Source organism: Salinivibrio socompensis S35 (genome assembly GCF_000513715.1).
GTDB lineage: Bacteria > Pseudomonadota > Gammaproteobacteria > Enterobacterales > Vibrionaceae > Salinivibrio > Salinivibrio socompensis.
The window spans coordinates 29,227-44,505 of the sequence record NZ_AQOD01000037.1 but is presented as its reverse complement, the minus strand read 5'-3'; the positions used below and the strand labels follow the sequence as shown (position 1 = coordinate 44,505).

Here is a 15,279-nt window from a genome sequence, read left to right as displayed (position 1 = left end):
TCGGCCACAATCGATGCCAGTTATCTTTCCCATGTGAGCGCCTTGTGTTTACTGTTTATCACTCTAATCAGCTCGATCTGTTGAAATCGCTGTTGGTCTCCCTGATCCAACAGCGTCCGCTGTCCGACCCCTTTCAAAAAGAACTAATTCTGGTGCAAAGCCCCGGCATGGCGCAGTGGTTAAAAATGGCGCTCGCCAAAGAGCAGCAGATTGTCGCCAACGTCGAATTCCCGCTCCCTGCCACCTTTATCTGGCAGTTGTTTGTGCGGGTATTGGATGGTGTGCCTGAGCGCAGTGATTTCAATAAAGAGGCGATGACGTGGAAGCTGATGGACCTTTTACCTAGCTGTCTGGATGCGCCTGAATTCGCCGATTTAGCCGCGTACTTAGAAGATAGCCAGGATCAGCAGCGCGCTTATCAGCTGGCCGAAAAAGTGGCCGATATTTTCGACCAGTATTTGGTCTATCGCCCCGAGTGGGTGCTAGCATGGGAGCAAGAGCAGCCGGTGCCCGAGCTTGACGATGTGCAGCCTTGGCAGCAAAAACTGTGGCGCCGTTTATACGATCATACCTTGGCACTGGGGCAATCGCCGTATCACCGCGCGAACTTGTATCAAGAGTTTATTGATACCTTGACCAGCCACCAGCACAAACCCGAGGGGCTCGGCGATATTGAGCGGGTGTTTGTGTTTGGCATCTCCGCGCTCCCACCGCGTTATCTAGATGCGTTGCAAGCATTGGGTGAGCATGTGGAGGTGCACTTTATGTTCACCAATCCATGCCGTTATTACTGGGGGGATATTCGCGACAAACGCTATCTCGCCAAACGTGCGGCGTTGGCGCGGGATAAAGTCAGCCGAATTGAAGACATCCCCGCCGAGAGCCAATTGGCACTGGGGCTCGATGAACCGGAGTACGGTGAGGTGGGGAACAGCTTGCTGGCGTCGATGGGAAAACTGGGGCGCGATAACTTACTGCTGCTCTCGGAAATGGCCTGCAATGAGATTGATAGCGGCTTTGTCGAGGTCAACCGCGATAACCTGCTCCATCACATTCAAGCGGATATTTTGGATTTGAACGAGCCGGGCGATCCCAAGCAAACGGAGACCAGTGCCGCGAAGGCAGACATCACGCCAGACGACTTTTCCGTGGCTATCCATGCCTGTCACAGCCCGATGCGCGAAGTCGAAGTGTTGCACGACCAGCTGTTGGCGATGTTTGAGGCCAATCCTCAGCTTAGTCCCCGTGATGTGATTGTGATGGTGGCGGATATCAATGCCTACAGTCCAGCGATTCAAGCGGTGTTTGGTAATGCGCCCAGCAATCGCTTTATTCCTTTTTCCATTTCAGATCGCAGCGCCGATCAAGAAAGCCCGGTATTAGCCGCCTTTTTACGTTTACTCACCTTGCCCGATAGCCGGTGTAGTGCAGCAGAGCTGTTGGAACTGCTTGAGGTACCGGCGGTATCGCGCCGCTTTGCCATCGACAGCCAACAGTTTGATCAAATTAAACAATGGGTGGAAGAAACCGGCATTCGCTGGGGGCTTGATACCCATACTGCGAGCCAGTTTGCGTTGCCGGAGCAGTATCAAAATACCTGGCTATTTGGCCTAAAACGTATGTTACTTGGCTATGCGATGCCGAGTGAAGTCGGCTTGTTTGCGGGCACCATGCCGTATGATGAGGTGCAAGGCTGAATGCCGAGTTAGCAGGGCGTTTAGGACTGTTTATCGACACCTTGATTCACTACCAGCAGAAACTTGCTACTGAGTGCGATGGAAAGGCGTGGGTGGCTCGGCTGACCCAAATGCTGGATGACTGCTTCGCCATCGAAGGGGATGAAGAGTTGGCGGTCAAGCTCATCCGTACCCAGTTGGACAGTTGGCTGACACAGCTAAGTGATGCCGCCTTTACCCACACCCTTAGCTTGCCGGTGGTGCGCGATTACTTTAATGGTCGCCTGAACAACGAGCGAGTCAGTCAGCGCTTTTTGGCCGGCCAGGTTAACTTTTGCACCTTAATGCCAATGCGCTCGATTCCGTTCCAGGTGGTGTGTTTGCTAGGGATGAATGATGGCGTGTATCCGCGCACTGTGCCCAGTGTCGGTTTTGACCTCATGGTTGGCCGCACCCGCGCAGGCGATCGTTCGCGCCGTGATGATGACCGCTACCTGTTTTTAGAAGCACTGCAGTCGGCGCAACAGCGCTTATATATCAGTTACGTCGGTCGATCAGTACAAGATAACAGCTTAAAAGTTCCCTCGGTGCTGGTCACCGAGCTGCTCGAATATTGTACCCAAGGCTACTGTTTGGCAGGCGACAGCGACTTACCCGAAGCCCAGTCACGCCAGCGGTTGGAAGCTATGCTTATCCAATATCATCCGCTGACGCCATTTAGTCCAGCGGCTTTTTCCGGTGCTGGAAGTTATGCGCAAGAGTGGCTGCCTGCCGCCAAAGGACAAGGGACGCTACTCCCTGAGTTTATTACCGATGCGCTAAGTCCTGATCCGGACAGTCAAAGCGATCCTGTGGTCGAGCTGGCAGAGTTGCAGCGCTTTTGGCGGTTACCCGTACGTTATTTTTTCCAACGTCGTTTGAAAGTCTTCTTTGAGCAGTTGGAAGCGCCGTTAGAGGAATTTGAACCCTTTAGTTTAGATACCTTGCACCGCTTTCAGCTACGCGATCAGCTGTTAGCGCACTTTATTGAAACCGATGACAGTCCCCAAAGTGTGCAGGACTTTATGGCCCGACAGCGCGGACAGGGTAAGTTGCCGTTGGCGTACTTTGGGGAACTGACTTTGGATAATCAAGTCACGGTGATCCGTGATATGTACCAACGCTTAACGCCTTTGCTCGCTGTTCCTCGTCCTGATCTTGAGCTTAATCTGACGCTCACCACTGCGCTAGGTGAGGTGCAGCTGCAAGGCTGGCTCAATCGGCGTTATAAACACAGCTTGGTCCGCTTTCATTGTGGCGATCTGACCGTGCGTCATCAGCTCGCGGTATGGATTGATCACTTATGTCAATGCGCGATGGGCGAAGCGGTGCCGAGCACGCTGGTGGGGGTGAAAGAAACCATCGAGTTTTCCCCACTCAGCAAAGATGACGCGCTTGCACACCTACAAGCCTTGGTTGAAGACTATCAACACGGTCTGAATCAGCCGCTTACTTATCTGCCAAGTACAGTAGGCGCGGGAATAAAAGCTCGTGACAGCAAAAAAGGCTTTGATAACAGTGAAACCGGCCAAGACAAAGCGCTAAAAGCCATGCATGATGCCTTTGTTGGGGGCTTTAACCTTGGTGAAGTACAAGACCCTTATGTGTATCGCGTTTGGCCGCAATGGCGTGAGAGCTTCGGCCAAGCGCTGTTGGCAAAGGGCGATCAACACCTTCTACCCATGTTGTCGCATCGGCAAAAACGCTAGTGGCGTAGCACGATGCTGGGCGGGCCCGATGCTGCGGTGCTGCGCCCTATCTCTTCCTTTCTGCCAGGTAAACCTGGTTTTCACTCTTCCGTTTAGGCCTTACGCAGTCAGAGATACCCGACTCTCTGTGATTTTTAGTTGTTATTTTTGCTTTTTTATTCAATTTAACGCAGCGACGCATAGGCTAAAACATCGGACCTTTTTGCCTGATTGGTCGATTGATTTGCTGTGATTGTTATCACTTTGTTGGTTGTGCTTTGCACAATTGAGTGCTCATTAGGGTTCAATCAATTCGGGGTCTAAACATTTTTTAAACGATTATTTTGATAGGGTGTATTTAGTTTGAGTTCATTAAAATCAGTCTGTTAGTGTTTTTATTTTTGTTAGTGAGCATAGTATTTGTGGGGTTTGTTGAACTTTTTATGATGTTTTTTATTTGAACGTGTAATTAACTTAACGCACAATGACATCGAAAATTCACATAACAAACCATGAAAAAAAGGAAGTGCCTTCATGCATAAATTCTCAAAAAGCGCAGTGGCAACCTTAGTCTCTGGCCTTTTGCTTGGCGCCTCAGCGCACGCAGACGTCAGTATTACTCAGGGTAAAACCGCGATCCCAGATGGCGAAGCCACGCACGCTCAAGATATTACGGTAAAAAACGAGCATGTTGCGTTCGCATTGGCGGTTGAGTCTGCGCCACCATGGGGCGTGCCACGTGGCACCTTGGTTGACTTAGCGGCGGTGAAAAATGGCAAAATTGATCTAGACCGAGTCGCTTTTGCAGATTTCATCCCCAATAGCTGGTCAGCCTGGCCGAACGATCGCAAGTCGATTGATATTGTTGAAGACAGCGATGAAAAAGCGGTGATCAAAGTGAGCCGTAACTTCGACAAGGTCGACATTACCACTTGGTACACGCTGGAAGCGGGCTCTGATGCGATTGATCTTAAAACCGTGATGAACAACCAAGGCGAAGACGATCTCGAGCTAGAATCTGGTCACACGATTTGGCCGGATACGGGCTATCAGTTCGCGGTACCTGCCTAGAAGGCAATGAAGAAGCGATGGCGGATAACGCACTCGCCGATCGCATGGTCGCGTATGATCGTGACTGGGCGTTTGCGCTGCACGCGCCTGACTTTGACCGCATCAAGTATAATGGCCGTGATATGTACCTGGGTCACACGCTTAAAGCCGGTGAAAGCCGTACCTTCGAATCCCAGCTGCAGGTTGTTCCAAACGGTGATATGGCACCGATTGTTAAATCAGAAGCTGAGCGTCATGGCGAAGCCACGGGCACGATTCAAGGGCAACTTCTTGCTGACAATGGCAATGTCCCTGCAGATGCGATTGTGATGATCGAAAAAGAGGGTCACCCTTACGCGTGGACGCTTGCTAAAGATGGTCAGTACAGCATGGCGTTGCCAGAAGGCAAGTACCAGGTGTATGGCACGGCAACAGGGCATGCGAACAGCCAGCTACAATCTATAACCGTGAGTGCCGACAGTGAGCAAACACTGGATTTCACCTCGCTGAAAAGCCCAGTGACGCTTGCACTTAACGTAGAAGAAGCGGTGTCTGGTGTAGCGAAAGATGCGCGCGTCACTATCATCGAAGGCCAAGCGCCACCGGTTGAATTTTTGGGTAAACGCACTTTCTTTACCGATCTACTACCTGCCGGCCATGCCGAGCTAAAACTGGCGCCGGGTGAATACAAACTGGGCATTAACGCCGGTGCAGGCTTTACCGCAGAATCTCAAACCTTGGACGTGACGCTCGAATCGGGTAAAACCAATAAGCAGCAGGTTAAGATCCCACAGGTGACTTTCCCCAACCGTAACCATTGGTATGGCGCTGACTTGCACCACCACGGCAATGTGCTGGAAGGGGTAACCCCACCAGAAATCGTGGTGCGTGCTCAGTTGGCAACCGACTTGGATCTGACCTTTATCAGTGATCACGACTCCACCATCAATCATAAAGTGTTTGCTGACCTATCCGCAAAACGTGGTGTGCCTTTCATTCCATCGATTGAGATCTCGCCATCATGGGGTCACATGAACCCATTCCCAATCGATAATGGCGCAGCGTTGACTGTCGATCCGGGCACCGATGACGTGCATACCTTGATTGATGCCGCGCATGAGATGGGCGCAGAAGTCGTACCAATGAACCACCCATATAATGATTATGGCTACTTCACTAACCTCGCGAAAGATGCCGTTCCAGGCGGCGAGACCGATCGTTTCGACCTGATGGAGCTTAACGCACGTGTCGATAACGAGCCGACCCTGAAAAAAGCACATGATATGTGGGATAGCGGCGAAGCCATGTACCTGACTGCGGGTACCGATACCCATGATGCGTGGAACCAGCTAACCGGTCGTATTCGTATGATGGCGAACGTTGATGGTGAGCTAACGCCACTGGCCTTTGCCAAAGCGTTGAAAGCCGGTCATGGCTATGCCACTCAAGGCCCTATCTTGTATCCACAAAACATCATGTTTGGTGAAAGCGCCAAGGCAGGTGATAAGTGGGATATTAATGTAGTCGCCGCTGATGGCCTCAAAGAAGTGCGCTTAATCGGTCAAGGTGGTGAGGTGCTAAACAGCATCACCATTAACCCCGAAGAGAGCCCCCAGCGTCTTGAGCTATCACTGCCCATCCCTGCGGATGCAGAAGGTTGGATCAACCTAGAAGTGGAAGACAAAGACGGCAGCACGGCATGGACCAACCCAGTGTGGATTCAGTCGTAAGCGTTGCGTCTCAATAAATGAACCAAGGCCAGCCATGCTGGCCTTTTTTGATCGCAATGATAGTGGGCGCAGCTCGGTTGTCTTAGCTGGAATATGTTTTCCCCCAAGGGGTTGCTACAATAGCGGGCAGACTAGGCGATGAAATAATGATATGGAACCGCAGATCCTCAACCCGCTCACCTTGCCACTTGATGCGTCCGATTAATCGAAGCCTCCGCCGGCACCGGTAAGACATTTACCATTGCTGGCTTGTACTTGCGGTTGTTGCTTGGGCATGGCCGCGTAGCGCCGTGTCGGGTCGAGCAAGTACTGGTGGTGACCTTCACCGAAGCGGCGACCCAAGAGCTAAAAGACCGTATTCGGCGTCGCATTCATGAGGCGCGTTTTGCCTTTATGCGCGGTGAGAGTGACGATCCTATCATTAAGCCTTTATTGACTGCGATTAGCGATCATAAAACCGCGGCGCAGCGACTGTTAGAGGCCGAACGTCAGATGGACGAGGCGGCCATCTATACCATTCACGGTTTTTGTCAGCGGATGCTGACCCAAAATGCGTTTGAGTCGGGCAGCCTGTTCAGTCATGAATTTGTCACCGACGAGCGACAGATCAAAGCGCGCGCGGCGGCCGATTTTTGGCGTCGTCGTTTTTATCCGCTGCCTAAATCGTTAGCCGGTGTGGTGAGCAGCTACTGGCCCGCGCCAGAGGCCTTATTAAAAGAGATTGCGCCCTATTTATCCGGGCCGGCTGTCACCGTAAAGGCGCCTGAGCTCGGCGAGGATCTGTTGGCGGCACACCAAGCGGCGATTGCCAATATTGATGCGGTGAAGCGCGCATGGCGCGAGGCGGGGGAGCAGATCACCGACCAGCTCAGCGCCGCCAAGCTCGATGGCCGCAGTTATCGTAAAGATCATCTGGCGAACTGGCTTAATGCGATGGAACAATGGGCCAATGCCGAGACGCTTGATTATCAATTGCCCGACAAATTGGAAAAATTCGCCCAACAGACGTTGGCGGCCAAGAGTAAAGCTGAGCCACCGAGTCTGGCACTATTTGATCAGATTCAGGCATTGGTTGATCAGCCGCCGACGTTAAAACCGGGGTTAACCGCACTGGCGATCAAAGAAGTGCGGCAGCTGCTCCGCCAAGAAAAACGCCGCCAAGGGTGGCTCTCGTTTGACGATCTCCTTTCTCAACTTGCCAGTGCACTTGACCAAGATAGCCAAGGTCAGTTGGCTGCGCGTATTTGCAGCTTATATCCGGTGGCAATGATTGATGAATTCCAAGACACCGACCCTCTGCAATATCAGATTTTTAGCACTGTCTATCAGCCGCCAGTGGCGGACGATGCCCCTGTATTCGCAGACGCAGAGACAGACACAGGGGAAGAGGGGGAGCGCACCGGTTTAATGATGATTGGCGACCCTAAGCAGGCGATTTATGCCTTTCGTGGCGCCGATATCTTCACCTATATTCATGCCCGTGCGCAGGTGAGTGATCACTATAACCTTGCCACTAACTGGCGCTCGACAGATGGGATGGTACGCGGGGTCAATGCCTTGTTCTCACGTGCTACGGCGCCGTTTGTCTATCAAGACAGTATTCCCTTTTTAGAGGTGGCCTCTTCGCCTAGCGCCAAACAAAAAGCGTTAGTGGTGGAGGGGGAGGAGCAGCCCGCGCTGACCTTTTGGCATCACAGCCCCGATGAATTGTGTGCCAAGCAAGATTTTGAACAGACACTGGCGTTGAGCACCGCACAGCATATCACGCAAGTGCTCAACCAATCGGTGGCGGGCAATAGTTATCTACAAACTCCTTCCGGCCAAGCGGCGATTCAGCCGCATAATATCGCCGTGTTGGTGCGCACGGGGCGCGAGGCACAGCTAGTGAAGCAAGCGCTGGCTGAAAAAGGCGTAGCGTCTGTGTACCTTTCCAATCGTGATAATGTGTTCGAAAGCCCCGTCGCCAGCGATATTGAGCGCATTTTGGTGGCGGTGATGCAGCCTGAAAACGAGCGTAAGTTGCGGGCGGCACTAGCCAGCCCCTTATTTGGCCTGACCGCCGAGCAGCTGGCGTTACTCAATCAAGACGAAGCCTTGTGGGAGCAAGAGGTGGTGGCCTTTAGCCATTACCGTGATACCTGGCAGCGCCGTGGGGTGATGCCGATGCTTCGCCAAGTGGCCAGTGCCCGCCAAGTGGCAGAAAACTGGTTGGCGATGCCGCAAGGCGAGCGCTGTGTTACCGACTTTTTGCATATCGCGGAGTTGCTGCAAAGTGCCAGCCAGCAATTGGACAACCCTCACGCGCTGATCCGCTGGCTACAAGAGCGGATGGCCGAGCCGGCTCAACAATCTGAAGAGCAGCAGGTGCGGTTGGAGTCGGAGCGTGATTTGGTACAAATCGTCACCATCCACAAATCGAAAGGCTTGGAGTACGATCTAGTTTACTTGCCGTTTGCTTGTCAGTATCGCGAAAGCAGCCAACCTTTTTATCACGATGAACACTATCAGCCGGTGCTGGCGTTGGATAATGTTAATGAAGGCAAAGAGCGCGCTGAAAAAGAGCGGCTGGCTGAAGATATCCGCTTGCTGTACGTGGCGGTGACGCGCGCCGTGTATGGTTGTTTTATCGGCTGTGCTCCCCTAAAACAAGGTAACAGTCGGCAAAAAGACTCGGCCTTGCACTTAACCGCACTGGGTTATTTGCTCCAGCATGGAGAAGCCGGTGATGCTAGCCTGCTGGCCGAGAGCCTAGCGGGTTTGGTGAGCGCGAGCGATGCGGTGGCTGTGGTCGCGCCGCCTGAGCTGGATGATAGCCGTTATGCCCCTGAAACGGGCGCCGACGAGGCGCTAACCGCGCGTCAGTTCGACGGCAAGATTGACCGTCAGTGGCGCTTAACCAGTTACTCAGGGCTGTTAAAACAAAACCATCACATCAGCGCTTTGCCAACATTGGCCAGTTATGACTTGGACGCGGACGACGATCGTGCGGATGAGGAAACGCCTGATGTGGCGGTCGATCCTTGGTCGGTCTTTGCGTTTCCCAAAGGCGCACGAGCCGGTACCTTTTTACACACCTTGTTTGAAGAAGTGGACTTTACCGGCGATATGATGAGTGCAGAGGTCGCTGAGCTCATCACCCACCATCTTAGTTTGGAAAACTATGACCCACAGTGGTACCCGATATTGCAGCAGTGGATGACACAGGTCTTAAAAACACCCGCTCAATGAGCAAGGGTTGATGCTGAACCAGATTGATAACGCCAGTCGATTAACAGAAATGGAGTTCGTGATGCCTTTGGCCGCACTGGACTGTCAGCGACTGAACCGACTCGCCGCGCGGTACGATGCGCTATCAGCGCGTGCTGGTCAGCTCACCTTTGAGACGGCGCGCGGGATGCTGAAAGGCTTTATCGATTTAACCTTCCGCGCCGATGGCAAATATTACGTGCTGGATTGGAAGTCGAACCACTTAGGGGACAGCGTGGCAGATTATCACCCTGATGCGCTCAAAGAGGCGATGATCGCGCACCGATACGACTTTCAGTACCAGATCTATACCTTGGCGCTACACCGCTTTTTACGTCAGCGGATCCCAGATTATGATTACGACACCCATGTGGGGGGCGTGTTTTATTTCTTTTTACGTGGCGCCAGTGATAGCGGTGAGACCGGTGTATTCGCGCATCGTCCCGATAAGGCGCTGATTGACGCACTGGACCATCTATTTGCTGGAGAGCCAGTATGAAGCAAGCATTAATGGCGCTTTACCAGCGTGGGGAGTTGCGGGCGATTGATGTGCAATTTGCCTGTCTGATGGGCGAAGAAGAAACCCAGTTGGATAAAGCAACGCTCACTGTGTGGGCGGCACTGCTGAGTCGCGAAGTGGGGAAAGGGCATGTCTGCCTTGACCTTCACCAGTGGCAGCCGCCCAGTGATGCCGCTTGGCAGCCTTTGCTGGCGCACATTGATAGCCAAGCGCCAAGTGAGCAATTAGCGCAGGCATCGGTGGTGTCCGACGGAGGCCAGGCAACGCCCTTGGTGCTCGCCGGGCACCGACTGTATTTGCATCGCTACTGGCATGCCGAGCAGCAAGTGGCGGGGCATATTCGCCAACGATTGACGGCGCTGCCGGTGCCGGATGAGGCTAGACAAACCCTGGATACGCTATTTGCGACCTCACATACGGAGATTGATTGGCAAAAAGTGGCAGCGGCGACGGCGCTGACTCAGCCGTTTGCGGTGATTTCTGGGGGGCCGGGCACCGGTAAAACCACCACGGTAGCCCGTTTGTTGGCGGCGCTGGTGGCTTCGCACCATGCCGAACGTTCAACCTCTACAGGGCTTACCATCAAAATGGTCGCCCCGACGGGCAAAGCGGCCAACCGATTGACCGAATCACTCGGGCGGGCGATCGCGGCCTTGCCTGTTGCCCATGAGGTGAAAGCGGCGCTGCCGACACAAGCCAGTACCATTCACCGATTATTAGGGGCCATTCCGCAGCGAGTGGCGTTTCGCCATCATAAAAATAATCCCGTGCATGCGGATGTACTAATTGTCGATGAAGCCTCGATGGTGGATTTGTCTTTGATGGCGCAGCTGTTCGATGCCTTGGCGCCCTCTACACGTATTATCCTGCTAGGAGACAAAGATCAACTTGCCTCTGTGGAAGCGGGCGCGGTGCTAGGCGATATTTGTCAGTACGCGGAAGCTGGCTACCCATCGGCGCAAGCAGCGCGTTTAAGCCAACTGACAGGCTTTCAAGTGCCGGACAATCCGCACGCGCCTGCGATTGCCAGCGCCTTGTGTTTACTACGCAAAAGCTATCGCTTTGATGCCCAATCCGGCATTGGTCAGCTCGCCTTTGCCGTGAACCGAGGAGAGATGGCCGAAGTGGGGGCGGTGTTAAAACGCGGCTATGGCGATATTACCCACCATGTGTTGAGTGATGACAGCTATCAGACACTGATGCACCAAACGGTAGCGGGATATCGCGACTACTTATCGACGCTTGACAATGCTACGTTTGATAACGCACAGCCAATGGCAGACGTGCTGAGTGCCTTTACCCGTTTTCGACTGTTATGTGCGTTGAGTGAAGGTCCGTTTGGCGTAACGGGATTAAACCAAGCGATTGAGCAGCATTTGGCATCGGCAGGTTTGATCGCTAAAGAGCGTGACACCTGGTATCACGGCCGACCGATCATTGATTTTGCAAAACGATCATGCTCTGGGGTTGTATAACGGCGATATTGGGATTGCGGTGCAACATGAAGGGATTACGCGTGTGGCATTTGAAACCCACGATGGCGAGGTGCGCTATCTGCTTGCCAGCCGTCTGCCCGCCCATCAAACCGCGTTTGCGATGACGGTGCATAAATCACAGGGCTCTGAGTTTGCGCACACAGTGCTGGTGTGTCCGCCTACCATTTCACCGGTGATCACTCGCGAGCTGATTTATACCGGCATCACGCGGGCAAAAAGCCAGCTTGATCTCTACGCGTCTTGGCCGGTATTACGTCACGGTGTGGGCGCCCGCACCGCTCGTTATAGCGGCTTGCCAGATGCTTTGTTGGCGCCTTTATAGTAGCGAAGCCAGTTAAAGCGATAGGGTCAGTACCTTAGAGCGACGCTGATAGTTGTATAGCTCTTGACGGGTGTTAGGGAGCGCTGACACATCGGAGAGCAAAAAGCCTTGTTCCAGGAACCAGTGCAGACTGTGGGTGGTGAGTACAAAAATGGTCTCGAGTCCTTTGGCTTTGGCGCGTTGTTTAAGGTGATTGAGAAGCATGACGCCGCGGTCGCCATCACGATAGTCCGGATGAATGGCGACACATGCCATCTCGCCGGTGCGCGCGTCACTAAACGGGTAGAGCGCCGCACAGCCGATCACTAACCCGTCCCGTTCGATGATGGTAAAGCGCGGAGTTTCTTGTTCCAATTGCTCTCGCGAGCGGCGCACCAGGATCCCTTGTTGCTCCAAAGGTCGGATCAAATCCAAGATCCCACCGATATCGTCAATCTGCGCTTGGCGCACTTTTTCGGCACGCTCCATCACGATCTGGGTGCCGATCCCTTCAATTGAGAACAGCTCTTGGATCAAGGCGCCGTCTTTTTTATAGCTAATTAAATGGCTGCGAGTGACGCCCGCGCGACACGCAGCAATCGCGCCCCGTAAAAAGCGGCTAGTGCCAGAGCCCGTATCGCCAGCGGCCTTTCTGGCTTCTAATAGAGGCTGGGCTTGGTGGGCAATAACTCAGAAATCACTTCATTGTCTTGGTTCAATACCCCTTGTTCGGAGCAAAAGCCGATCAGTTTGTCTGCACGTAAGCGGATCGCGACCTGGGTGGCGACTTCTTCAGACGTGAGGTTAAAGCATTCGCCGGTCACTGAGCTAGCCACCGGACCCATCAACACAATCGCATTTTGATCCAACTGACGCTGAATTCCCTCAATGTCGATACGGCGAATTTTGCCACTGTGGCAATAATCAATCCCCTCATCGACACCCAGCGGTTGAGCGATAACAAAATTGCCACTGATCACATTTATCTGGGCGCCCGCCATCGGGGTGTTATTGAGGCCCATGGATAAGCGGGCGGTAATATCGAGCTGGACCTGGCCAGCGGCTTGTTTTACCACCTCCAGCGCATGGCTATCGGTGATGCGTATGCTTTTGTGATAGGGCGTTTCCAGTCCGTACTGATTGAGAGTGCGATTGATTTGAGGACGGGCGCCAAAGACCAATACCAGCTTCATGCCCAGGCTATTGAGTAGTGCAATATCATTGACGATATTCTGAAAATTCTCATCCGCCATCGCCTCGCCCCCGAGCATGATCACCGCGGTTTTATCTCGGTGAGCATTGACATAAGGCGCCGATTGGCGAAATCCTTTTACCAGTGCGGTACTTCTTATCTTCACGCGCGCATCCGTTTAATTATTCACTTTATATGCCTTTTTATTCTTTTTTTGGTCTGGGTGTCAAGTCCTGTGCAGTGTCAGTGCGCGCGTGAAGCGATAAGAATGAGCTCGCACTCTCAATATAGGTAGATGAAGCAAGATCACAATCTGGCGTTCAGCGTCTAAAGTAAAAGAATGGGTCAGTTATGCTGGTATGATATAAAAAGCATTGAGGGTAGCGTGTGCGAAAAACGAAACAAGTCGTTCTGTTAGTTCTATTAATATTGTTTGGTGGGACGGGATTTTTAGTGGCGACTCAGCCTGCGCTTTTTGCTCCTGACGTGACGCAAGCTGATTTATATGGAGAATGGGTGGAAACAGATGTCGCGCCTTACGCTGCTGACCGGTTTGAGGTGCGTAAAGATGGTATTTATACCAATGGCAGCCGGGTGACAACGACCTATCAGTTTGATGGTGATCAGCTAACTTATTCTATTGGTACACAAAGCTACCTGTATCGAGTCGAGAACAAAAAGACGTTAGAGCGCCTGTCGCCTGCGCATTACACGTCTTTTTTTGCCAAAACCAAGTAACCGTTAGCGTCCCATTTAGTCAGTCAGGCGCGGTAGTGCCAAGAACACCTGATATCGTGTGATCTGGCTCTATTGTCGTCAATAACTCATTGACTGAGCATTGCTTGGTGGCCACTCGGCGTAACAGATCGGCGGTTTCTGAATCGCCGCCTAGGCAGCGTTGAATGCTGGTGTTAATCACATGGCGTGTGCAGCCTTCACTGGCCATCATACGGATCCATTGGTATTCCACTGCATCGTTATCCAGTAACGTCGAACGCCCAACTTTCAAGTCCATAGCCATCATTACTCCTTTTTGTTGCATTTTCTATGCAATTTTGTTTCATGCACAGTACACAACAATTATATGGCAGTTTGATGAATGGCAGTAAACTTAGCGAGATAACCTGAATAGCATCACAATAAATCTGTATTACTTTGCAGGCATTTACAGTTTGATAATGATAAGTGATTGCCAAATTCATCGCTTTTTGCGAGCCTTAGCGCTACAAACTAACTGATTGGGTGATGGTGTGAAAAAAGCGTTAGTCGTGATGGCGTGTGTGGCGCTACTCGCAGGGTGTGTGCGGCCGACTGATCGTGGCCAGCAGTATCAAGATGGGCGGTTTGAGCGTATTTTAACGCCAGTTTCCCAAGTCGTGTCGGAAAGCCCGCGCGATTTTAGTTTATTCCAGGAGCAGCTTGCAGAGGTCGAGACAACGTCTCCTTCGTTAGTTGCTCAGCATCAGGCGGTTTATCAACGCTTAGCCAGTTGGCTCGATGCGGGTGGGGATGTCGGTGCGCTGGCAGACTATGGGCTCGGCGTGAATCAAATGGGCGGTGGGGATGACTTTGGCAACGTGATGTTTACCGGCTATTTCTCGCCTGTGATTGAAATGCGTCATCAACCGGATGCCTTATTCCGTTATCCGGTGTACGCCAAACCTCCTTGTGATGAGGATTGCCCCGACCGTAAAGCGATTTATGACGGTGCTTTAGAAGGGCTGGGTTTGGCGTTGGGTTACAGCGCATCTCGCATCGATAACTTTATTATGGAAGTGCAAGGCAGCGGCTTTGTCCACTTTAGCGACGATGGTCAGCTCGAGTATTTTGCCTACGGCGGCAAAAACGGTCATCCGTATGTCAGTATTGGTAAGGTATTAATTGAAAATGGTGAAGTCGCCAGAGAAGATATGTCGTTAAAAGCGATTCAAGACTGGGTCGCGGCGCACGACGACGAAGAGGTGCGGACGTTATTGGAACACAACCCGTCGTATGTGTTCTTTACGCCCAAAGCGGCGGCTCCTGTCAGTGGGACGGCTGGTATCCCGTTAAAAGCGGGTGCCTCTGTCGCGGCGGATCGACGTTACTTACCCATGGGCAGTGTATTACTTGCTGAAGTGCCACAGCTTGATGACCAGGGCAAATGGACGGGAGAGCATGTGCTCAAGCTCTTAATGGCGTTGGATACCGGTGGGGCAGTGAAAGAAAATCATCTCGACCTTTACCATGGGATGGGCAATGAAGCAGGCGAGCAAGCTGGACACTACAAACACTTTGGTCGGGTTTGGAAACTGGACGCCTTACCGCCGCAATGACTCTCACATCCAAGGTTAATCACACC

5 protein-coding genes and 4 pseudogenes are annotated in these 15,279 nt (G+C 52.5%); 7 read left to right on the top strand and 2 right to left on the bottom strand.

Annotation, left to right across the window (positions count from 1 at the left end):
- Nucleotides 1-44 precede the first annotated feature (44 nt).
- From recC to recD, 5 genes and pseudogenes are all read left to right on the top strand, one after another.
- Nucleotides 45-3,424, top strand: a pseudogene (gene recC / locus DZ54_RS27370) (exodeoxyribonuclease V subunit gamma).
- 513 nt (nt 3,425-3,937) lie between these two features.
- A complete protein-coding gene (locus DZ54_RS25850) occupies nt 3,938-4,474 on the top strand; it encodes a hypothetical protein (RefSeq protein ID WP_240473924.1) in 537 nt (178 codons plus the stop codon).
- Nucleotides 4,435-6,183: a CehA/McbA family metallohydrolase gene (locus tag DZ54_RS19440; protein WP_240473923.1), complete on the top strand. Its 1,749-nt coding sequence runs from the start codon at nt 4,435-4,437 to the stop codon at nt 6,181-6,183. The genes DZ54_RS25850 and DZ54_RS19440 overlap by 40 nt, the downstream gene beginning before the upstream one ends.
- Nucleotides 6,184-6,334: 151 nt before the next feature.
- Nucleotides 6,335-9,928: pseudogene (gene recB / locus DZ54_RS19435) on the top strand (exodeoxyribonuclease V subunit beta).
- Nucleotides 9,925-11,767: pseudogene (gene recD / locus DZ54_RS19430) on the top strand (exodeoxyribonuclease V subunit alpha). The pseudogenes recB and recD overlap by 4 nt, the downstream one beginning before the upstream one ends.
- Nucleotides 11,768-11,779: 12 nt before the next feature.
- Here the strand turns inward: recD and argA are convergent.
- Nucleotides 11,780-13,104, bottom strand: a pseudogene (gene argA, locus DZ54_RS19425) (amino-acid N-acetyltransferase).
- A 221-nt stretch (nt 13,105-13,325) separates the two neighbouring features.
- Here argA and DZ54_RS0105710 point away from each other — a divergent pair.
- Nucleotides 13,326-13,676: a DUF2850 domain-containing protein gene (locus tag DZ54_RS0105710; protein WP_025673395.1), complete on the top strand. Its 351-nt coding sequence runs from the start codon at nt 13,326-13,328 to the stop codon at nt 13,674-13,676.
- 19 nt (nt 13,677-13,695) lie between these two features.
- On the opposite strand, the gene DZ54_RS0105705 is transcribed toward DZ54_RS0105710, so the two are convergent.
- The gene (locus tag DZ54_RS0105705; RefSeq protein ID WP_025673394.1) at nt 13,696-13,953 is read right to left on the bottom strand and encodes a hypothetical protein; all 258 of its coding nucleotides are present in this window, start codon (nt 13,951-13,953) and stop codon (nt 13,696-13,698) included.
- A gap of 235 nt (nt 13,954-14,188) precedes the next feature.
- On the opposite strand from DZ54_RS0105705, the gene mltA reads away from it, so the two are divergent.
- Nucleotides 14,189-15,253 carry a murein transglycosylase A gene (gene mltA / locus DZ54_RS19420; RefSeq protein WP_037353665.1) on the top strand — a complete coding sequence of 355 codons (1,065 nt, stop codon included), beginning with the start codon at nt 14,189-14,191 and terminating at the stop codon, nt 15,251-15,253.
- Nucleotides 15,254-15,279 lie beyond the last annotated feature (26 nt).